Raw genomic sequence first — 21,210 nt, 5'->3', positions numbered from 1 at the left:
TCAATTGATACTGTCCCGGCATTGGCTTCGCCGGAACAGGGCAAGCTAAGCCCTGCCTCGCGAAACCGCATGAAGGGCAGAAGTATGTCGTTGCCAAAGACGCTTTACGACAAAATCATCGATCAACACCGGATATTGTCGTTGGGCGGCACCGAAGGCGCGGGCGAGCGCCTGTTGCTCTATATCGATAGAACAGTGCTCAACGAATATACAAGCCCGCAAGCCTTCAGTGGTTTGCGCGACGCGGGCCGGAAGCTCTGGCGTCCCGCTGCATCGCTCGGCGTCGTCGATCATGTGAATTCGACGGCCCCCGTTCACGGCGAAGGCACGCTCGACGCTGGCGCCGCACGCCAGATCGAATATCTGATCGAGAATGGCCGCGATTTCGGGATCGAGATTTTCGATGTGCTCCACCCGCGCCAGGGGATCGAACATGTCGTGATGCCCGAACTGGGACTGGTTCTGCCGGGGATGGTGATCGCGGCGGGCGACAGCCATTCGACGACCTACGGTGCGTTCGGCGTCGTCGGATTCGGCATCGGCACGTCGGATATCGAGCATCTGCTCGCCAGCCAGACGCTGATCTATCGCCGGTTGAAAACGATGCGCGTCACCGTCGATGGCGAACTGGCGCCGGGGGTGACGGCAAAGGACGTGATCATGGAAGTGATCCGCCGGATCGGCGCCGACGGAGCGGCGGGCCATGCCGTCGAATTCGCGGGAGCGGCGATCGCGGCGATGGGGGTCGAGGCACGCATGACGATCTGCAACATGGCGGTCGAATGCGGTGCGCGCGTTGCGCTGATGGCACCCGACGACAAGGTGATCGACTATGTCGCCAAAGGTCCACGCGCGCCGTCGCCCGAGATGCTGGCGCTCGCGCGCGAAAGCTGGGTCGACCTGTGCAGCGACGCCAATGCGCGCTTCGACGCCGAGCTGTTCCTTGCGGCCGAAGATGTGCCGCCGATGGTGAGCTGGGGCACCAGCCCCGATCAGGCGCTGGCGATCACCGACCGGGTTCCCGATCCCGCCGCCATGCCCGCGCACCGCCGCGAGGATGCGGCGCGCGCGATCGCCTATATGGGCCTGGAATCGCACATGGCGCTTCAGGATATTCCGATCGACCGCGCCTTCATCGGCTCGTGCACCAATGCGCGCCTGACCGATATTCGCGACGCGGCGCGGATATTGAAGGGGCGCAAGGTCGCGCCGGGGGTCCGCGCGATGATCTCGCCGGGGAGCAGCACCGTGCGCCGCGAAGCCGAAGAAGAAGGGCTGGACCGCATTTTCGTCGACGCCGGGTTCGAGTGGCGCCAGTCGGGCTGTTCGCTGTGCCTTGCGATGAATGATGATACCCTCGCACCGGGCGAGCGCTGCGCGTCGAGTACCAATCGCAATTTCGAGGGACGGCAGGGTGTTGGCGGGCGCACGCACCTGATGAGCCCGGCGATGGTGGCGGCGGCGGCGGTGACCGGAAAGCTTGCCGATGTGCGCGCGTTCGCCGTGCAGGAGCTGCTGTGATGGAGCGCTTTCTTCGCCTGTCGGGCGGCATTGCGGCGATGCCCGGCGCCAATATCGATACCGACGTGATCATGCCCAAGGCGTTCCTCAAGGGGATCGACCGTTCGGGGCTCGCCGACGGGCTTTTCCACGACCTGCGTTTCGATGCTGCGGGGGCGCGCCGGAGCGACTTCATTCTGAACCGGGGTGCGGACACGCGATTCCTGCTTGCGGGTCCGAATTTCGGCTGCGGTTCGTCACGCGAACATGCGGTATGGGGCATGCTGCAATATGGCATCCGTGCGATTGTCGGCACATCGTTCGGGGCGATATTTGCGGACAATGCGGCGAACAACGGGTTGCTGCTTCTGGCGCTTCCGCTGTCCGATATTGCCTTGCTGTCGGATATGCTCGACGATGGGGCCGGACAATTGACCATCGACCTCGAACAGGAGCGTATCGAGATCGCCGACCGCATCATCTGCTTTGCCGTCGACCCCGCGGTTCGTCAGGCGTTGATGCTCGGGCTCGACCGGATCGGCGAGACGCTGACCCATGCCGACCGCATCCGCGAGTTCGAGCAGGCCTATCTGGCAAACAATCCGTGGCTGGCCGGGCCGTCCGCGCAATGACGCGCCCGGAATATCCCGATCTGATGCCGGGCTTTCGCTGGCAGGATATCGATGCCGGCGGCACCCGTATTCGCGCGGCGGTCGGCGGGAAGGGGCCGCCGCTGCTGCTACTCCACGGCCACCCGCAAACGCATCTGACCTGGTACAAGGTCGCGCCCGAGCTGGCGCAGCGCTTCACCGTCGTTGCCACCGATCTTCGCGGGTATGGCGACAGCGACAAGCCCGCAGGCGATCCCGATCATCGCAATTATTCCAAGCGCGAAATGGCGGCCGATCAGGTGGCGGTCATGACCGCGCTCGGTTTCGATCACTTTGCGGTGGTCGCGCACGACCGCGGTGCGCGCGTCGCGCACCGCATGGCGCTCGACCACCCCGACCGGGTCACGCGGTTGGTCCTGCTCGACATCGCGCCGACGGCGACGATGTATGCCGAAACCAGCCGCGAGTTCGCGACGCGCTATTTCTGGTGGTTCTTCCTGATCCAGCCCTTCGACCTGCCCGAACGGCTGATTTCGGCCGACCCCGATTTCTTTCTCGACCGTCATATTTCGGGCCAGACCAAGATAGCGGACTCGCTCGATCCGCGCGTGCTCGCCGAATATCGCCGCTGCTATCGCGATCCCGCGACGCGGCATGCGATCTGCGAGGATTATCGCGCTGCGGCCAGTATCGACCTCGAGCATGACGAGGTGGACAGCGACTGCAAAATCGAAGCGCCGCTGCTTGTTCTTTGGGGCGGGCTCGGGACCGTCGGGGCGCTGTTCGATGTTCCGGAAACATGGCGGTCGAAGGCGCGCCATGTCGAGGGACATGCGATCGCATGCGGCCATAGCCCGCAGGAGGAAGCGCCGGAGGCGCTGCTCTCGGCGCTGGACGACTTCTTTGCGGATGAGGCGGGCTAGCCGGGATGGGGCGGTTCGTCCGGCCGGGCATCAGCGTGATTACGGATTTCTGATCGAAAGGTTCAGACGGGGAGCCGCGTCGAATATTTGGTCTGCGACAGCGCGAAGTGCGAGGACGCCGTCGCGACGCTCGGATGGTCGAGCAGAACGCGCATGAGGAAATGTTCATAGCCGGCGACATCGGCCGCGACGATGCGGAGCAGATAATCCCATTCGCCCGACATCGAATAGCAGTCCATGACTTCGGATCGACCGGCAATAAACGCCTCGAAAGCGGCGGTCTTTTCGCGCGCGTGGCTGCGCATGCGGACGTTGCAGATGATATTGACCCCGCAATTCACCTTCGCCGCATCGAGCAGCCGGACGGCCGGGCCGAGGATGCCTGCTGCCTCGAGCGCCCGGACGCGCCGCCAGCAGGAGGCGGTCGAACTGCCCACGCGGTCGGCGAGATCTGCATGGCTGAGGAGCGCGTCGACCTGCAATGCGCGAAGGATGCGGCGATCGATGTCATCGAGGGGAGAAGTTTGTTTCATAATATGGAAAAATCCGAAATATTTTATTCACATGACTATCAAATATCATGCGTATTGAAACACAATTTCGCGAATTATGTGCCAAACCATTCGCATGACGAGCAAAATTCTTGAGCGGCCTGCGGGGGCCGCGGACGATTGGACGATCGCACAGGGATGGAAGGATTATTCTTCCGCCGAGCATGCGATGTGGGACCGGCTGTTCGAACGGCAGGCCAAGATGTTGCCGGGCCGCGTTGCGCCGGAATTTCTCGAAGGCCTGGATATCCTCCGGCTTTCGAAGCCTGGCATTCCCGATTTCGATGAACTGAACGAGCGCCTCATGCGCGCGACCGGGTGGCAGGTCGTCGCGGTTCCGGGGCTGGTGCCCGACGATGTATTTTTCGACCATCTCGCGAACCGGCGCTTTGTGTCGGGCAATTTCATCCGCACCCCGGAACAACTCGACTATCTTCAGGAACCCGATATTTTTCACGATGTCTTCGGCCATGTGCCGCTGCTCGCGAATCCCGTGTTCGCCGATTATATGCAGGCCTATGGGCAGGGCGGGCAGCGCGCGCAGGCGCATGGGGCGATCGACAAGCTCGCGCGCCTTTACTGGTATACGGTCGAATTCGGGCTCATCGACACCGCCGAGGGGCTGCGCATCTATGGCGCGGGCATCGTGTCCTCCTATGGCGAGTCGACCTTTGCGCTCGACGATGCATCGCCGAACCGGCTCGGTTTCGATCTCAAGCGGCTGATGCGGACGGACTATCGCATCGACGATTACCAGCAGACCTATTTCGTCATCGACAGTTTCGAGGATCTGCTCGAACAGACGCTGCGCACCGATTTCGCCCCGCTCTATGCCGAGCTCGAGGGGGCGGATGCATTTCCGGTCGACCTCATCCTGCCCACCGACCGGCTGCTCACGCGCGGCACGCAGGCTTATGCCCGTTCGCAGGAGCAGGCCGCATGACCGGGCGTTCGATTTTCGGCGCACTGGCGCCCGAAGCGCCCGACGGCCTGCTCGCGCTGATCGGCCTTCACGCCGCGGACCCGCGGCCCGGCAAGATCGACGTCGGCGTTGGCGTCTATCGCGATGCCGGGGGCAAGACCCCGGTCTTCGGCGCGGTCAAGGACGCCGAGCGCCGCCTTGTCGCCGAGCAGCCGAGCAAATCCTATCTGGGACCCGAAGGCGATGCACGCTTCACGGACCTGCTCGCTGCGGTCGCGATGGGGCCGGCGCTGGCGGCATCGCCGACGTTGGTCGGCCTGCAGACACCCGGCGGGACCGGGGCGCTGCGCCTCGGGGCGGAGATTCTTGCCCGCGCGGCGCCGGGGCGGGCGATCTGGGTCGGCGTTCCGACCTGGGCCAATCATATTCCGCTGTTCACTGGCGCGGGCCTGCCGGTGCGCCAGCACCGCTTTTTCGATCCCGCGACGTCCGACGTGGATTTCGGCGCGATGCTGGAGGATCTGTCGGCGGCCGATGCGGGCGACATGCTGTTGCTCCACGGCTGCTGTCACAATCCGACCGGCCTGTCCTTCACCGTCGACCAGTGGTCGGCGCTGGCCGACCTCGTGATTGCGCGCGGCCTGTTGCCCTTCATCGATCTCGCCTACCAGGGGCTGGGGGCGGGGCTCGACGAGGATGTTGCGGGGATGCGGGCGTTCCTTGCACGCGTGCCCGAGGCGGTGATTGCCTATAGCTGCGACAAGAATTTCGGCCTCTATCGCGAACGGGTCGGGGCCTTGTGGGTGCAGACACCCACCGCCGCTATCGCCGGGACGGTGCGGTCCAACCTCTATGCGCTGGCGCGCATCAACTGGTCGATGCCGCCCGATCATGGCGCGGCGGTCGTGCGCATGATCCTCGACGATCCCGACCTGCGCCGCGACTGGCAGACCGAATTGTCGACGATGTGCGGACGGATCGTCGACCTCCGCTGCCTGCTCGCCGCCAGCCACCCGCGGCTCGAACCGGTCGGCCGTCAGCAGGGCCTGTTCGCGATGCTGCCCTTGTCCCCGCAAGCGGTGATCGAGCTGCGCGAGCGGCACGCGATCTACATGGCCGGCAACGGCCGCATCAATATCGCGGGACTGGGCGAGGAAACGATCGCGCGTTTCGCTGCGGCGCTTGCGCCATATTTTCTCGCGCGTCTCGCACGGTGACTGGCGCGAGAATCGCCGTGACCAATAGGGGAGGATAGGCGATGGACGGGCTGGAAGGCGAAGCGCTTCGGGACGCGGTGAACGGACTTCCCGCCTGGACCTATGACGAGACGCGCAAAGCGCTCTACCGGCGCATCGAAACGCGGGATTTCGTGGACGCTTTCGGCCTGATGACGCAAATTGCAATCCTTGCCGAGAAGCGTGACCATCATCCCGAATGGTCGAACGTCTATAATCGCATCGATATCTGGCTCACGACGCATGATGCCGACGGCGTCTCGCACCGCGATATCGGGATGGCGGCCGAAATCGACCGTCTGTGGGGGGCTTCCTCCTAGGGGCGCATCCCGACAGCAAGGCGTGCAAAACGCGGGAGCATCCGGGTTTCGGACGATATTTCACGATGCTGTGAGCCCAAAAAGCGGAACGACGATTGCGTCGTCCGGGGCGCTGCGTAACAAGCGGGCATTCAACAGGAGAATTTCATGCGCCTTGCCCTTGCCTTGCTGCTGACATCCGCAATCCCGCTCGTTCCCGTCCATGCGCCCGCGATGGCGCAGGCGGCGACCGCAAACGCCCAGGACGCGGCGCTGCTCGAATTCCTCGACAAGGCGTTCGATGAGCGCGTGGGCCTCGCGCCCGAAACGCAGACGCAGCTCGGGTTCAAGACCAACTATGGCCGGCTCGACGATTACACCGACGCTGGCGCAGTGCGCGAACAGGACCTCGCCGAACGGCAGCTCAAGGACATGCACGCGCGCTTTCGGCCCGAACAGCTGAGCGAGAGTGCACGGGTCAGCTACCGCCTGTTCGAATATGATGTCGAGCGCCGCCGCGAATCCTTTGCCTTTCGCAAACTGCGCTTTCCCGTCACGACCAACGGCAGCCCCGCGGGCGACATCCCGGTGCTGCTGATCAACAACCACAAGATCGACACCGTCGCCGATGCCGAGGCGTATATTGCGCGGCTTCGCGATACCGATCGCGTGATGCGCGAGGTTGCGGCGACGATGCGTGAGCAGGCCGCGGCGGGTATCATTCCCAACAAGGTCAATTTCGCACCCGCCCGCGCCGATGCGATGAAGGTTCTTGTCGGGGCGCCGTTCGACGGCAGCTCGGATTCGACGCTGCTCGCCGATTTCCGCAAGAAGGTCACGGCTCTCGATGCACCTGCTGCGGTAAAGGCGAAGCTGCTGAGCGATGCGAGCGCGGTGCTGACAGGGCCGTTCCGCAGCGGCTATGGCGTGCTGATCGCGGCGATCGACGAAGTCGCACCCAAGTCCAAGGGAAATTTCGGCGTCTGGAGCCTGCCGGGTGGCGACGCCTATTATGCCGACCGGCTGAAGGGCTCGACGACCACCAACCTGACTGCAGACCAGATCCACGACCTCGGGCTCAAGCAAGTCGCAGCGATCCGCCAGGAAATGGAAGCAATCAAGCGCGAGGTCGGGTTCGACGGGACGCTCGAGCAGTTTTTCGACCATATCCGTACCGACCCGCAGTTCAAATATCCGAACACCGAGGCGGGCCGCGAAGACTATCTGAAGGATGCGCGCGCCGTGATCGCGGCGGCGATGGCCGCGGCGCCGCGCTATTTCAGCGTCCTGCCTAAGGCGGCGCTGGAAGTGCGCGCGGTCGAGAAGTGGCGCGAGGCGACCGCGTCGACCGCCTTCTATAACCCGCCCTCGGCGGACGGATCGCGCCCGGGCATCTATTACGTCAATCTGGTCGACATGAACCAGACGCAGAAGGTGCAGGTCGCGGGAATTGCCGCGCACGAAGGCGCCCCTGGCCATCATTTCCAGATAGCCCGCCAGCAGGAACTGGCCGGCATCCCCAAGTTCCGCAAGTTTGGCGGTTATGGCGCGTACGTCGAAGGGTGGGGGCTTTATTCCGAGCGGTTGGCGAACGAGATGGGCGTGTACAAGGGACCCTATGACCGGTTCGGGATGCTATCGCTGCAGGTATGGCGCGCGATCCGGCTGGTGCTCGACACTGGCATCCATTCGAAGCGCTGGACGCGCGACCAGGCGATTGCCTATTTCAAGGCGAATTCTTCGGTGTCGGACACCGACATCGCGCGCGAAGTCGACCGCTATTTCAACTGGCCGGGACAGGCGACGAGCTACATGGTCGGCCAGCTCAAGATCGCCGAACTGCGTGCGCGCGCCGAGCGCGATCTCGGGTCGCGCTTCGATATTCGCGAATTCCACGAAGCGATATTGAGCGAGGGTGCGCTGCCGCTCAGCGTGCTCGAGGAGCAGGTCAACCGCTACATCGCCGCGAAAGGCCGGTAACGGAGCCGGGAGCGGATGGAGCGTTGCCGGCCTAGCTGAAATCGACGACGTCTGCCGGGTGCAGGGCGCGGAAACGGCCGGGCTCGATCCCGTGCGCGGTCAGGCCCGCGGCAAGGCGGCGCTCGGGATCGACGCGGTCTTCGTCGGTCAGTTTGAACGTTCCCCAGTGCATGCCAACGGCGGCGTTGGCCCCGACGTCGACCATGATCCGGATCGCCTCTTCGGGGTCGCAATGCTGTGCCCCCATGAACCAGCGCGGATCATAGGCGCCGATGGGCAGGATGGCGAGGTCGACCGTGCCGAAGCGCGCGCCGATTGTCCGGAAGATATTGCCGGTGCCATATCCGGTGTCGCCTGCGAAATAGATCCGCTTGCCCGCCGCTTCGAGCATGAAGCCGCCCCACAATGCCATCCGGCGGTCGCGCGGGCCGCGCGATGACCAGTGCAGGGCGGGCACGATATGCACCCTTGCTCCCGGCGCGACGTCGAAATGATCGCCCCAATCGCCCGCCTGAATTCGCGCCGTTGGAAGGTGGCGATGGACGATGGTATCGTTGCCCAGCGGCGTGATAATCAAGGGATCGTGCCGGGCATGGAGCGCTTTCAGCGACGCCATGTCGAGGTGGTCGTAATGATTGTGCGAAAGCAAGATCGCGTCGATGGGCGGCAGCGCAGCCAGTTCGACGCCTGGCGACGTAACGCGCCGTGGACCGGCAAAGCCAAGGGGGCTTGCACGGTCCGACCAGACCGGGTCGGTCAGGATGTTGAGGCCGGCGATCTGGATCAGCAGCGTTGCATGACCCACCATCGTGACGCGCAAACGCTCCACCCGGCCGTCGGGCACCACCGGCGTGACGTCGACCGAGGCTGGCCATGGATTGTCCGGTGCGGTCCTTCGCCAGCGGAGAAGGTCACCGAACGACCGGTCTGTCTCCGGTTCACCCGCGGGGTTGAGGAAGCGGGTTCCGTCGAAATGATCGGAGATAGGCCCTGAATAGTATCGATTGCGCGCGGACATGCGGTTGCTCTGCTCCTGAACGGATCGGCTTGACTCGATATGGTCCTCCTTGGCTGTGCAACAAGGTCTGGGTCTTCGGGAAGCGAACGGGTGCCGCGCGGCGTCGCTTCACCGAGCTATTCTTCCGCGATCCTTCGGACGAGCCGCCATATTTCTTCGTTGAACATCGTGGCATTCGCCGCGGCTGCTGACTATAGCGACCCACCGTCCGGGATGGGCCCGGGTGTTTCAGGAGATTTTAGATGAACCATGCCGAACTTTCGGACGCCGTCGCAGCCTCGCTCGACCTGAGCAAGGCCGACGCCAAGAAGGCCGTCGACGCCGTCTTCGCCGCGATTTCCGATGCCGCTGCCAAGGGCGACGAAGTGTCGGTCAACGGCTTCGGCAAGTTCAAGGTCAAGGAATCGGCGGCACGTGAAGGCCGCAACCCCTCGACCGGAGCGACGATCCAGATCGCAGCCTCGAAGAAGCTTACCTTTGGGGCCGCCAAGGCTATCAAAGACCGTCTGAACGGCTGATCCGACCCTCCCCGCCAGCATGGCTGGCGGGGAAAGGGGCGTGCCGGATCAGAAAGCACCCTGGCGCCTTACCACTTCAGGCTCGCGTTGGTGACGATCATGCTGTTGCCGGCCCGGCGGAAACCCATGACGTGCGGGGGCAGGGGCGGCGGTTTGCTGCCTCGTGGCCAGCCGTCGCGTACTTCCAGCAACTTTGCCTCGATGCTTCCCGACGCCTTGGGCGCTGCGATGGACAGGCGAACCGCGCCAGCACCACTGGCGTGATATATGAACTGTGACCAGACCCCGGCTTTCAGCGTGCCTGGAACGGGCCGACCCATGATCCGTACGCCGGACAGATCAACCGACGGTTTGACGAATATCCGCATGTAACGGCCGCCATTGGTATTGGCGGCGCCGAGATCGATAATGCGCGAGCGTCCTTCGCCCGTGACAGACAGGGACAGCTGAGGCTTTATAAAAGCCGCTGGCCTTGCTCGGGCAACCCAATGATCGTCTTTCGCGAGGGGTGCGATCGACTGAAGCCTCGGGGTGCCGCCGTCTTGCGCTAGCACCGCAGCCACCCAGCCAGTGCGATCGAGTTTGCCGCTGACCCAACTGGCGCGGCCTTCGTCAATCTCCGCCAGATGGAAGGCTTCGACCATTTCGGGGCTTCGGGCGGATGGGCTTTGTCCGTTGATTCCGACTGCGGCGCAGATGGCCATGCCACCAGCGACGCAGATGCCGCCAACCAGGCGCAGGCTGCGCAACGGCCACACGAGCGGGACCAGCGCCAGCAGGGCGACTACGATGAACGGCGCCGTGACGGCGGGCAGCGTCGTACCGATCAGCACGAAGAAATCATAGGTCGATCGCGCCATGAGGCCGGCGAGCAACGCTGCCGGCAGGGCCATCACAAGCTGTTCGATCGGCCTGGAGGCCCCTGTCGACGAGAAGAGAAGCAAGGCCAGCGATGGCAGCAGAAGCAGGAGCGGCCAGGCCAGAACATGCGCGCCGCTGGGCAACATGATCTGCAATGCGATTGCAAGAAGGCCGAGCAGGGTGACGGCCCCTGCGAACCAGCCATTGAGCGAAACATGTCGAGCAAGGCTTGCGGCGGCGGCAACGGCGGCCGCGATTCCGAGCAACAGCGGTGTCAGGCTGAAGCTGCCCGATACAGCGGCAACGATGCCCGTTGCGGCCAACAGCACTGCGGCCGGCCAGCGGCGGCCGTTGGCGGCGGCGTAAAGGAGCAGCCCGCCGCTTCCTGCACCAAGCAATATCGTAGCCGGAAGCGTCCAGGCGAATTGGCCGATCAGAGCGTAGGGGGACGTCACGCCGCGCAACAGGAAGGACAGAAGCCGGAGGGCGACCATCAGAACGGCCGCGATTCCGAGCAGCAATGTCAGGAGGCCCCCCGCACCGGCCAGCGTATCGCGCCAGCCGATCCTGCCGCGCGCCAAGCCGATTCCGGTCAGGGTGAATGCCGCCAAGGCCGCTGTGATCGTCAGCAACCAACCTGCCCAAGGCGGATAGGCGATCAGATATTGGCCGAAGAGGTCGGCGAATATCATGTCTTCCTTTTGGGCATCGATCGTGTCCGCTCGCGCGAATGCGCGCACGACCGGGAGCACCTGATCGCCCATATGCTGCAGGCTGGCAGGGTTCAGGCTTTCTGCCGTCGAGAGTGGGCTATGATAGGCCATTTGATGCCCCGCGAAGGCGAAATTCATGCCGGGGTGGCCCTTGTCGAGCGCTGCCGTCAGGTCCGTGTCGTTGGGCATCCGCTTGTAAATCGTCACCATCAGGGAGTCAGCGGCAGGTGTACGGGCATGGCGACGATAAATTTCGACAAGTGCGCGATTGTCGGGACTGGTCTGGAACATCAGCGTTTTACCGCTATCGCCGCGGGCTTCCAGATTGATGACAAGACCGGCACGGCGGCGCAGTGGGTCACTTTCGAAGAAGGCGGTTGCACCCAGGAGGCCCACTTCCTCGCCATCCGTAAAGAGAAAGATGACCGATCGTCGCAGCGGCGCCCCAGCGTTCAGACCGCGCGCAACTTCGAGGGCGACGGCGATGCCCGACGTATCATCGCCTGCACCAGGCGAGAGGGGGGCGGTATCATAGTGCGCCATCACTATCACCGCAGGCAAGGCGGGATCGGTGCCCTTCAGTTCTCCCACGATATTGCGCACGCGCCCGCCGATCGCGAAATCGCCGGAATAACGCCGCGTAACGATCGCCGTCTGGTCGCGTATTTGTGGATCGAGCCCCAACGCGGACATCCGGGTCATAAGATAGCTTCGGGTTTCCTCGATTTCCGGAGAGCCTATCGGATGGGGCCGTGCCGCGATGGCCCGTACGTCGATCATCGCCCGCCCTGCGGAAAATTGACTTGCCGGTGCCGTTTCAGGTGCAGGTGGAGGCAACCGGTTGGCCAGCGCCGCAAGTGCAACACCCGCGACAAGGATAAGCAGCGTCAACAGCCAGCGCCGCGACCGGTGGGGGGGATGTTCGAGCCCGGAAGCGGAAGAGGCGGACTGCATCGGAATTTTGACTTTCATGGCAATGGCCGGGTTGATCATCCGGTACCCGTCCGCGTCAACCCTGGCTTTGCACTCAGCATGAGCCCCGGCATGTCGGGTTTATGTCTGGTCAAGGCCGGATAGCTTGTCGAGGGAACTTCGACGATTATTCCTTCCGGTTCTAGTCCATGGATCCCGGTAGGGTGAGAATGACCAGCAGGCCGGCGCCGCCGCGATCTTCCAGACGGATCGAGCCGCCCGATAGGATGATAGCCTTCATGGCTATGGACAGTCCAAGTCCGCTTCCGGACGAGGTGGAAACGCCGCGCTCGAATCGGCGGAACAGACGGTCGCGGTCTGCCGGCTTCACGCCGGGGCCCCGATCCCCGACAGTAATAACAAGGCGATCGGTGCTGCGTGTGATCGCAATATCGACGCGTGCACCTGCGCGCGCATGGCGCGTGGCATTCTCGATCACTGCCGAGAGCGCTATTTGCAAGGGTGTGGGATCGCACCGCCAGCGCACCACATGATCCGGGGTCACGTTGAATTCCATAGCATCCGCAGGCAGTTGTCCCAGCGCGTCGGCGACGACCTCGCCTACCAGCGCATGGATGTCGACGGAGCGGACGGAAACCGAAGTGGCGTTGAGTCGAGCCAGCGTCAGCATGCCGTCGATCAGCGCATTCGCGCGATCCACGATCGCAATCAGCCGGCCAACATCCTCCATGAGGGGAGGGGGCGCCATTTTTCGGACCAGTTGTGCTTGAGCCCGCATCGCCGCCAGCGGTGTCCGCAGCTCGTGGGCGACATCATCTGTAAAGTCCTGCTCCAGTTCGTAAGCCTGCCCCAGGCGCGCGAACAACTTGTTCAGCGCTATGATCAGCGGTTCGAGATCCTTCGACCATTCGGCCGGCACCAGCGGCGAGAGGTCGGAAAGCGAGCGCGCGTTGAGGGTCACGGCCAGCCGATCGACTTCCGACAGGCCCTTGCGCAAAGTCCACCACAGCACAGCCATCCCGGCTGCGATGAGCAGAAACATCGGTAACGCAAGCTGGCGCAAGACGGGAAGGATCGCAAATTCGCGCATTGCGTCGCGCTCGGCGACAACGATTAGCAGACGGGGATCGCGTCCATGCAAACCATAGCTTCGCCACCGATCGTCGCCTGCCGTGAAATCGTGCAGGCCTGTTTTGCGGGGAACCAGCTTGATCGGTGCTGCCCAGCCTGACTGGGCGATGGGCTCGCCATCCCAGAATATGACGAACATGTACCAGTCGTATGACGCCCGGAAGGCCTTGCGTTCCTCGACCGTCAGCAAATGATCCCCGTCCCCTGCAAGCTCGTGTCCGTGGGTTGTGAGCAACGCAGAGGCGATTTCGTCCTGCATCATCATGTAGAGCATGCGCGAGGCGTTCACGAGTTGGGCGTCGGCGGCGCGGCCGACTTCTTTGTTGGCGACGGTATATAGAATGGCGCCCATCGCAAAGCCGGTCAGCGCGAGCAGGAGAAGCAAGCGCCGGTAGAGCCGCATCGAGAGCGATGAGCGCCTCACTTTTCCTGTCCGCCCACCATGTAACCGAGGCCGCGTGCCGTGCGGATGAAGTCGCGCCCGAACTTGCGCCGCAGCGACGAAATGGCGACTTCGACCGTATTCGATTCCACCCACTGGTCCTGGTCGTAGAGTTCGCCCTCGAGATCCGCCTTGGAAACAAATCTCCGGCTGCGTCGCATGAGCAGGGCGAGCAGCCGATATTCCTTGGCCGTGAGCGGCACGTCCGCGCCGTTCAACGTTGCGACATGACCGGTGAAATCCAGCGTGACATCGCCGATGCTGATGCTGTCATCCTGCCGGCGGTCCTTGCGGCGCAGCTGCGAGCGAATGCGCGCGGCCAGCTCTTCCATGTCCACTGGCTTTACCACATAGTCGTCGGCGCCGGCGTCAAGCCCCGCAACCCGGTGCGGTGTGCGGTCGAAAGCGGTGATGACGATCACCGGCGTTGCGTCTCCCGACGATCGGAGGTGTTGAAGCACTTCCAGCCCCGAGAGGTCCGGAAGCCCGATATCCAGAAGAATGATGTCATAGCTGTTGACGCGCACGGCCGCGAGGACCTCGTCGCCGCGCGTGAAGAGGTCGACGACATTACCGTCGAGTTCGAGCGCCCGCTTCATCGCCAAGCCAAGGTCGGCATCGTCTTCTGCAGCCAGCAGGCGGGGCAAGGCAAGGCTCCAGGCAAATCGGGTGACGCCGACGGACCGGCAGGGGGCCGCGGGTCGAGAGTGGCGGGATTATCGCAGTTCCGGAGCGTGCGTCAAATCACACCGCTATTTTTTCGGAGTCATCAGCTTCGCATCAGCTTCGGCGTCTAGGGCGCCTCTTCACCTCCAAGACCGAGCTGTGGCCACGATGGCCGTGCGAAACAAGAGCGACCGAAAAAATGCAAATGCAGAGCAATCTACGCGCGAACTCATACAGTTATCCGCGCGACGTTGCACTCCCGTCTGACGTCGCGCGGCCGCGTCGGGGGCTCGCACCTTGCGTTGCGTTGGTCGGCTGTGACGGGTCAGGAAAATCCACGCTCGCGCGTGATCTTGTCGCGCTTCTCGACCGGCAGGCGCCGACGCATTCGGTCTATCTCGGGCTGGGCACAGGCGAGCTTGGCCGCCGGATTGCCGAGGCTCCCGTCATCGGCCGGTTCGTAGAACAGTATCTTTCGGGCAAAGCCCGCAAGGCCCATGACAACCCGGACAAGCGTTTGCCGGGGCTCGTGACGGCGTTGGTGATGTATGCCTTTTCGCTTGCCCGTTATCGGCGCTTTCGGAAGCTTCTTGGTCATCGCGGCGAGGGTGTGCAGGTCATTACCGACCGCTATCCGCAGGCCGAGGTGCCCGGGAGTTTCGATGGTCCGGGCTTGTCCTGGACCCGCAGGGGGTCGGCTCTGGTCGAGCGCCTCGCTTCGCGCGAACGCGTCCTTTACGCGCAAATGGCGGCATGCAAACCAACGGTCGTCATCCGGCTGAACATCGACGCCGAGACGGCGTTGACGCGTAAGGCTGACCATCGGCGCGACCTCATTGAAAGGAAGCTCGCCGTGGTGCCGGCCTTGCGTTTTGCCGGGGCGCCGATCGTCGATGTCGATGCCACCCGGCCTTATCACGAAGTTCTTCAGACGATCCTGGCCGTGTTGCGGCGCAACGGGCTGACTACCTGACGCCATGGCCAATCCCTCATTTTCGGCAGTTTTTCCTTGAACAGTCCTTCCCTTCCTCCTCTCATTGCCGTCATCGGTTGCGATGGATCCGGAAAATCCACAGTGACCGAGGCGCTTCGCATATGGATGAACGCACGCACCCCGACGCAAATCTGCCACCTTGGCAAGCAATCGGGTAACATCGGTCGCCGGATTTCGCGCTTTCCTTTGCTGGGCGGGCGGCTGGACAAATCGATCCACGCCAAAGCGCAGAAGGCACAAACCGACAAGGGGCCGGGGCTGCTCGCCGCGCTGGTGATTTATGCTTTCTCGATGCGGCGTGTCCGCCGGTTCCGGCGCATGATGCGCCTGCGCGGTGAAGGCAATGCGATTATTGCCGACCGGTTTCCACAACTGGCCCAGCCGGGCCCCATGGACGGATTGGGCCTTGCGAAAGCGCGCCGGACCGGGCTGGTCGGCTTGCTGGCCCGTTCGGAACGGCGGCATTTCGCTGCCATGGTCGCTTACGCACCCGACCTTGTTCTGCGCCTCAATGTGTCTCTGGAGGTTGCGGCAGCGCGGAAGGCCGATCATCGTCTGTCTTCGCTGGCCCGCAAGATCGCAGACGTGCCGCTGCTCAGCTTCGAGGGCGCTCCCATCGTCGAGATCGATGCCGAACAGTCGCTGGAAGAGGTGCTGGCGCAGGCACGAGCCGCCATCGACGCGCGGCTGTCGCGTTTCGATGGCGGCTGGCCGGAGGCAGCGTGAAAAAGAGCCTCGCCATGAAACACTGGTTTTCCGATAGCGTGCTGCGTTCAATCATGCGCAACGCCTCTTATCTGGGGTCGAGCAAGTTGGTGGGAGCGCTGCTCGGTCTGATCGCGCTTGCCTGTGCCGGGCGCGGCATGACGCCGGAGTTTTTCGGCGTGCTTGTGCTGATCCATTCCTATGCGAACGGCGTCGGTGCGATCGTCAAATTCCAGACCTGGCAGTTCATTGTCCGCTATGGCACGCCGGCGCTCGGACGCGACGATATCGACGAATTCCGGAATGTGACCGGTTTCGCTTTCGGACTCGATCTGGTGAGCGGCTTGCTGGGGATGGCGGCTGGCCTGATCCTGTTGCCGTTCCTTGGGGAGCGGTTCGGTATCAAGGCGGACGATATGAGCGCGGCGATGCTCTATTGCACGCTGATCCCGACGATGACCGCCGCCACGCCGACCGGTATCCTGCGCGTCCTCGACCGGTTCGACCAGATAGCGATACAGCAATTGATTACCCCGTTGCTGCGGGCCGTTGGCGGTGTCATTTCCTATGCAGGGGGTTTCGGTTTCGTTGGGTTCGTGCTGACCTGGTATCTCGCCGATCTCGCCGGTGATCTCTGCCTCTGGTATCTGGCAGTCAGAGAACTGCGTCGCAAGGAGATCCGGAAGGCTCTCCGCCCCGGCCTGTTCGTTCCCGCGCGCCGACTGTCCGGCGCGTGGGATTTTGTCTGGACGACCAACATCGCCCACTCGATCTGGGCGGCGTGGGGACCCGTCAGCAATCTCATCGTCGGTGCCATGCTCGGACCCGCCAGTGCCGGGCTCTTCAAGATCGCCGCGACCTTCTTCGACGCCGCGGGCAAGCCCGCCGATCTGATGTCGCGCAGCTTTTATCCCGAGATCATGAGGCTCGACCCCGCCAGCAGTCACCCATGGCTGCTCGGCATACGCAGCGCGCTCATATCCGGATTTGTCGCGCTGTTGATCCTGATCCTCGTGTTGGGGGGTGGGGAGCCGTTGATCGGCCTTGTGTTCGGCAATCGCTACCTCGAAGCCTTTGACCTGCTCCAGCTGATGACTGTTTCGCTGATCGTCACGATGATGGGGTTCCCGCTCGAATCCCTGCTCTACATGGCCGGTCAGCAGCGTGCGGCCATGGTGGCCGAAGGGGCGGCGGCGCTGGGTTATGCTGCATTGCTCTTCGTTCTGATCCACCTGTTCGGACTGGTGGGCGCGGGTCTGGCCTATGTGGCGGGGGTTTGCCTGAAGGCCGTGTTCATGCTGATACCGACCCTGAGCGCTTATCGCGGGCGCGCGACGCTTTCGCACCTCATGGCACAGGGCGTCCGGACGTGACCGGCAGCAAGATCTACTCGCGCGAAATGTTGGACAGGCTTTTCGAGGCCGTCGAGATGGACGATGTCGTCGATCCCGTTGTCAGCCTGCCCGACCCGATCCCTTTCGCCTGCACGCAGGAAGAAATGCGTTGCTGCCTTGATCTGTGCATAGAATTCTGGCGCGACGGTGCGCGGCGCGGCGATATGCTTCATCTGGTTGGAAAGCTACTTGTCAGTGGGGATCTGCCGCATGATTCCCGGGTCGCTTACAAACATGTCCGGGCCCGCTACAAACATCTCCGCTTCGCATTCGTTCTATATGGCGAACGACACAAGGCGCCGCTCCTGTTCCGTTCGACCGTCGCCGTGATGGGGCATTTGCAGGACGCGTTCCGTAACCGGCGAAGGCGGAGCGTGCTGGGATATGGCCTGCTCTTGCGCCTGCTCCTTTGCTGGCCCGTGTGGGCCGCGGTGCAGCGCGAAGCCGACGCTGTCCGTCTGGACGATGCCGATGGCTTTCTCGCGTTTCGCAGCGCAGAATTCGGTCGGCTGAAGGTGTTGCTGGCGGCTGGATTGCCGAACGGGCACAGCTTTCACGTCATGCGCAAGATCGTCAGCCGGCAAGTCTCGTTTTACGACACGATGCGCACGATCGAACCCGACCCGCAGATGTACCGAATGTCGCGCTTCCTCAGCGCCATCAATGGTCTCATGGGCAGTATGCACGATGATCTTGTCGAACAGGCCGTCGCCGGCCATCGGGACTATCATCGGGATGCGTTCCCGTTGCCCGACGATATCCGCAGCCGACTGGAGGCTTTGACGGATACTTTTGCCGTTGGGCAATAGCGTCCGCTATTGCGCCAGAGCCAGCAGCTCGATCTTGAAGATCAGCGTGGCGCCGCCCGGAATTTCGCCCCGGCCGACAAACCCATAGCCCAGATAGGCGGGAAGGGCGATTTCCCACTGCTCGCCCACGCGCATCAAGGGCAAGGCTTCGCGCCATCCCCGGACCACGCCGGCGACGGGGAAGCTGACGGGCTCGCCGCGCGCATAGGAGCTGTCAAAAACGCGCCCGTCGATTAAGCGCCCTTCATAATGGACCGTGACGCGGTCGTCGGGCTGCGGCCGGGGGGCGTTCGCGTCGGCAGTGCGGAGGATGCGGTAGCGAAGCCCGCTCGCCGTCGACGTCCATCCCGGACCGGCTGCCGGGCCGGACAGATACGCCTGTTGCGCATTCAGGGCTGTGGCATCGAGGGTTGTTGTGGGCGGCGCGGGTTTGCGGCCGAGTTCGCGTTCCAGATAGGTCAGGATCAGCGCGGTACGATACGCCTGCTCGCTGCGATTGGCGGTTCCCGCATGGCCGCCGTCGACATTTTCGTAATAGTAGAAGGCATGTCCCTGTTCCTCCAGCCGCGCGGCGAATTTCCGCGCATGGGCCGGGTGGACGCGGTCATCCTTGGTCGAGGTCAGGATGAAAGGACGCGGATAGACGCGGTGGGGCAGGATATTGTGATAGGGCGAATAGCGGCGAAGCCAGCCCCAGTCTTCGGCGCGATCGGGGTCGCCATATTCGGCCATCCACGAGGCGCCCGCGAGCAGCTTGCTGTACCGTTTCATGTCGGTCAGCGGCACATTCATCACCGCGGCGTCGTATAGGCCCGGCTGCTGCAACAGGGCCGCGCCAACGAGCAGGCCGCCGTTCGATCCGCCATAGATGCCGACGGTCGATGCGGCGCGGGACGACCGCAGCGCCGCGGCGACTGCGTGCAGGTCGTCGAACGACCGTTGCCGTCCCGCGCCGACCGCTGCGGCGTGCCAGAAGGGACCAAACTCGCCGCCGCCGCGGATGTTGGCGATGGCATAGGCGTTCCCCGCCTCGACCCACAGCTGGCCCATCGCGGGTAGATATGTCGGCAGCGATGGCTGGCGAAAGCCGCCATAAGCGCTGACGAGCGTCGGAATCGGCCCTTTCGCGTCGCGCGGGCGAACGAGGAAATAGGGTATGCGGGTGCCGTCGTCCGACACCGCCCATCGCTGTTCGGCGGTGTAGCGCGCGGCGTCGAAGCGGGGCGGCACCGACGCGACGCGGCGCGGCGCCGATCCATCGGCAAGGGCGTAGAGTGTCTCGGGCCGGGTGAGCCCCTGGACGATGTAGAAGAAACTCTCTCCGTCGCGGTCCGCGCCGGCAAATCCGAGCGCGCTGTCGGGGGCGACGGGCACCGCCGTCGACCGCCAGCCCTCTGCATTCTGGCGAAGTGCGATCAATCGCGCTGAGACATTGTGGAGCAGGGAGACATAAAGCGTCGATCGCGTCGCGGCGACGGAGACGACCGCCTCGCCGGCGGCGGGCTCGTAGACCGGCTCGAGCGTCGCGGCGGGGTCGCCGAGGCGGTAGGCGACGAGCGTGCCCGCGCCCAGTTCGCGGCCGCCGGCGCGGAGCGTCGATTGCAGCTGTGCGATCAACCGGTCGCCGATGATGGCGCGATAGGTCGCATCTTCGGGCAATGGAACGGCATGCGTGCGCCCGTCGCTCGCGAGATACAGCAATTGGGAGGCCCAGGTCGTGCGATTGCGCTGGATCAGCACATGGCGGGTGTCGCCGTCGCGCTCGACGATCGGGCGCAGCCAGACGTCGGTCGACGGCGCCTCATAGACCAGCGCCGCGTCCGCCAGCGGGTGGTCGCGCGTCCAGCGCCGGAGCTGCCGCCCGTAACCCGACGTGTTGAGAGTGCCTTCGCCGAAATCGGACACCAGCAGCAGATGATCGGCGTCCTGCCAGACGATATCGGTCTTGGCCTCTGCCGTAACGAAGCCGTCGGCGACGAAATGTGACTGCGCCAGATCGAACTCGCGCCAGACGACCGCATCCTTTCCGCCGTCGGACAAGGCGACCATGCAGCGCCGATAATCGGGGCCGAGGCAGGTGGCACCGCGCCACACCCAGTTGCGCTTTTCCTCCGCGGCAAGGGCGTCGAGGTCGAGCAATGTCCGCCATTGCGGTTCGCCGCCTGCGAAGCTCTGCCGGTCCGCGGTGCGCCATATCCCGCGTATGTTTTTGGTATCCTGCCAGAAATTCAGGATGTTCGAACCCGCCGGCTGCGGGATGGCCAGCCGATTGCGATCGTTCAGGATCGTGCCGGCTTCTTCCTGCCAGCGTTGAAAATTCTTGCCGGCTTCCAGTATTTTTTTCGACCGGGCGTTCTGGTGCCCGACCCAATCGAGCGCACGCGGACCCTGCACCTCTTCCATCCAGAGAAACGGGTCATCGCTTTGCGGCGGCGCGGCTGCGATCAGCAGCACCGCGGGGGCCGCCACGAGCAGCGCCCGCCATGCCCTCACGGCTGGACCCGATGCAGCTTGCTCCGCTGGACCGAGCGCGGGTGGAGCGTAACCACGCCGCTGCTCGCCGGCTGATCGTCGGCCGAGATAATCTCCTGCTCAAGCGCATCGCCGCGCTTGCGCGTGATGACGGTCAGCAGATGATTGTCGAACTTGAAGATCGCATAGAGCGTGTCGCCGAGCAGCCGCGTGGGCAGCTTGATGCCATCGCCTTCATCGACGGTATATTCGCCGTCCCCCGCCAGCCGGCAAAGGCGGTAGTCCTTGAGATGGCGGGTTTCCGCGCCGGCGAGGTAGCGCGTACGCCACGTGGTGCAGTCGCCTTCCTTCTCCGGCAGCTTGCCCGCTTCGAAGGTCACGTCGATCCGCTCAGCGCCCTGCTTGCCGGGATAATTTTCGAGCACGCCGCGCCAGGTGCCGGTCCAGCTGGGATCAAGGGCTAGCGCAGGCTGCGACGCAGCGAGCAGTACGGCCGCGAAAGTCAGTCGCTTCGTGATGGATCGCATGGTCGC

The 21,210-nt window shown here is 63.8% G+C and carries 19 protein-coding genes; 12 read left to right on the top strand and 7 right to left on the bottom strand.

The genetic code is table 11. From position 1 onward, the window contains the following. The first annotated feature begins 84 nt into the window (after nucleotides 1–84). The 3 genes from leuC to AC07NV_RS09605 are packed head-to-tail and all read left to right on the top strand — an operon-like array spanning nucleotide 85 to nucleotide 3,034. On the top strand, nucleotides 85–1,521 hold the full coding sequence (gene leuC / locus AC07NV_RS09615) for a 3-isopropylmalate dehydratase large subunit (protein ID WP_495166696.1): 1,437 nt from the start codon (nucleotides 85–87) through the stop codon (nucleotides 1,519–1,521). Then, nucleotides 1,521–2,132 (top strand): 3-isopropylmalate dehydratase small subunit, encoded by a 612-nt coding sequence (gene leuD / locus AC07NV_RS09610; RefSeq protein WP_495166126.1) that lies wholly within the window; start codon nucleotides 1,521–1,523, stop codon nucleotides 2,130–2,132. Before leuC ends, leuD begins: the two co-directional genes overlap by 1 nt. Further along, nucleotides 2,129–3,034, top strand: coding sequence for an alpha/beta fold hydrolase (locus tag AC07NV_RS09605; RefSeq protein ID WP_495166125.1), 906 nt, complete (start codon nucleotides 2,129–2,131; stop codon nucleotides 3,032–3,034). Before leuD ends, AC07NV_RS09605 begins: the two co-directional genes overlap by 4 nt. 62 nt (nucleotides 3,035–3,096) lie before the next feature. On the opposite strand, the gene AC07NV_RS09600 is transcribed toward AC07NV_RS09605, so the two are convergent. Continuing rightward, nucleotides 3,097–3,567: an Lrp/AsnC family transcriptional regulator gene (locus AC07NV_RS09600; RefSeq protein WP_495166124.1), complete on the bottom strand. Its 471-nt coding sequence runs from the start codon at nucleotides 3,565–3,567 to the stop codon at nucleotides 3,097–3,099. Nucleotides 3,568–3,661: 94 nt separating this feature from the next. Here AC07NV_RS09600 and phhA point away from each other — a divergent pair, with 94 nt between their 5' ends. The 4 genes from phhA to AC07NV_RS09580 all read left to right on the top strand — a co-directional run bounded on the left by phhA (nucleotide 3,662) and on the right by AC07NV_RS09580 (nucleotide 8,021). Further along, a complete protein-coding gene (gene phhA, locus AC07NV_RS09595; RefSeq protein ID WP_495166123.1) occupies nucleotides 3,662–4,528 on the top strand; it encodes a phenylalanine 4-monooxygenase in 867 nt (288 codons plus the stop codon). Beyond that, nucleotides 4,525–5,724 (top strand): amino acid aminotransferase, encoded by a 1,200-nt coding sequence (locus tag AC07NV_RS09590; RefSeq protein ID WP_495166122.1) that lies wholly within the window; start codon nucleotides 4,525–4,527, stop codon nucleotides 5,722–5,724. Before phhA ends, AC07NV_RS09590 begins: the two co-directional genes overlap by 4 nt. Nucleotides 5,725–5,765: 41 nt before the next feature. Then, a complete protein-coding gene (locus AC07NV_RS09585; protein ID WP_495166121.1) occupies nucleotides 5,766–6,062 on the top strand; it encodes a 4a-hydroxytetrahydrobiopterin dehydratase in 297 nt (98 codons plus the stop codon). Nucleotides 6,063–6,209: 147 nt separating this feature from the next. Next, nucleotides 6,210–8,021, top strand: coding sequence for a DUF885 domain-containing protein (locus tag AC07NV_RS09580; protein WP_495166120.1), 1,812 nt, complete (start codon nucleotides 6,210–6,212; stop codon nucleotides 8,019–8,021). Nucleotides 8,022–8,052: 31 nt separating this feature from the next. On the opposite strand, the gene AC07NV_RS09575 is transcribed toward AC07NV_RS09580, so the two are convergent. Next, the gene (locus AC07NV_RS09575; RefSeq protein WP_495166119.1) at nucleotides 8,053–9,039 is read right to left on the bottom strand and encodes an MBL fold metallo-hydrolase; all 987 of its coding nucleotides are present in this window, start codon (nucleotides 9,037–9,039) and stop codon (nucleotides 8,053–8,055) included. 242 nt (nucleotides 9,040–9,281) lie between these two features. On the opposite strand from AC07NV_RS09575, the gene AC07NV_RS09570 reads away from it, so the two are divergent. Beyond that, nucleotides 9,282–9,557, top strand: coding sequence for an HU family DNA-binding protein (locus AC07NV_RS09570; RefSeq protein ID WP_495166118.1), 276 nt, complete (start codon nucleotides 9,282–9,284; stop codon nucleotides 9,555–9,557). Nucleotides 9,558–9,625: 68 nt separating this feature from the next. On the opposite strand, the gene AC07NV_RS09565 is transcribed toward AC07NV_RS09570, so the two are convergent. The 3 genes from AC07NV_RS09565 to AC07NV_RS09555 form a co-directional block, all read right to left on the bottom strand. Further along, nucleotides 9,626–12,124, bottom strand: a complete 2,499-nt coding sequence (locus AC07NV_RS09565; protein WP_495166117.1) for a M28 family peptidase — start codon at nucleotides 12,122–12,124, stop codon at nucleotides 9,626–9,628. Between the two features lie 121 nt (nucleotides 12,125–12,245). Next, nucleotides 12,246–13,598 carry a sensor histidine kinase gene (locus tag AC07NV_RS09560; protein ID WP_495166116.1) on the bottom strand — a complete coding sequence of 451 codons (1,353 nt, stop codon included), beginning with the start codon at nucleotides 13,596–13,598 and terminating at the stop codon, nucleotides 12,246–12,248. A gap of 17 nt (nucleotides 13,599–13,615) precedes the next feature. Then, the gene (locus AC07NV_RS09555; protein WP_495166115.1) at nucleotides 13,616–14,284 is read right to left on the bottom strand and encodes a response regulator transcription factor; all 669 of its coding nucleotides are present in this window, start codon (nucleotides 14,282–14,284) and stop codon (nucleotides 13,616–13,618) included. 326 nt (nucleotides 14,285–14,610) lie between these two features. Here AC07NV_RS09555 and AC07NV_RS09550 point away from each other — a divergent pair, with 326 nt between their 5' ends. The 4 genes from AC07NV_RS09550 to AC07NV_RS09535 all read left to right on the top strand — a co-directional run bounded on the left by AC07NV_RS09550 (nucleotide 14,611) and on the right by AC07NV_RS09535 (nucleotide 18,205). Further along, entirely contained in the window at nucleotides 14,611–15,276 is a 666-nt protein-coding gene (locus AC07NV_RS09550; RefSeq protein ID WP_495166114.1) for a nucleoside/nucleotide kinase family protein, read from the top strand. Between the two features lie 102 nt (nucleotides 15,277–15,378). Next, the gene (locus AC07NV_RS09545; protein WP_495166113.1) at nucleotides 15,379–16,023 is read left to right on the top strand and encodes a nucleoside triphosphate hydrolase; all 645 of its coding nucleotides are present in this window, start codon (nucleotides 15,379–15,381) and stop codon (nucleotides 16,021–16,023) included. A gap of 14 nt (nucleotides 16,024–16,037) precedes the next feature. Continuing rightward, complete coding sequence (locus AC07NV_RS09540) at nucleotides 16,038–17,375, top strand: lipopolysaccharide biosynthesis protein (protein ID WP_495166112.1); 1,338 nt, start codon at nucleotides 16,038–16,040, stop codon at nucleotides 17,373–17,375. Then, nucleotides 17,372–18,205 (top strand): hypothetical protein, encoded by an 834-nt coding sequence (locus AC07NV_RS09535; RefSeq protein WP_495166111.1) that lies wholly within the window; start codon nucleotides 17,372–17,374, stop codon nucleotides 18,203–18,205. The genes AC07NV_RS09540 and AC07NV_RS09535 overlap by 4 nt, the downstream gene beginning before the upstream one ends. Before the next feature lie 6 nt (nucleotides 18,206–18,211). Here AC07NV_RS09535 and AC07NV_RS09530 read toward each other — a convergent pair whose 3' ends face one another. Together AC07NV_RS09530 and AC07NV_RS09525 are read right to left on the bottom strand one after the other, a co-directional pair. Next, nucleotides 18,212–20,698, bottom strand: a complete 2,487-nt coding sequence (locus tag AC07NV_RS09530; RefSeq protein WP_495166110.1) for a prolyl oligopeptidase family serine peptidase — start codon at nucleotides 20,696–20,698, stop codon at nucleotides 18,212–18,214. Beyond that, complete coding sequence (locus tag AC07NV_RS09525; RefSeq protein WP_495166109.1) at nucleotides 20,695–21,204, bottom strand: hypothetical protein; 510 nt, start codon at nucleotides 21,202–21,204, stop codon at nucleotides 20,695–20,697. The genes AC07NV_RS09530 and AC07NV_RS09525 overlap by 4 nt, the downstream gene beginning before the upstream one ends. Between the last annotated feature and the right edge of the window lie 6 nt (nucleotides 21,205–21,210).

The sequence above is a fragment of the Sphingopyxis sp. GW821-FHT10B01 genome (assembly GCF_059415685.1).
This window is presented reverse-complemented; position numbering and strand designations above follow the sequence as displayed.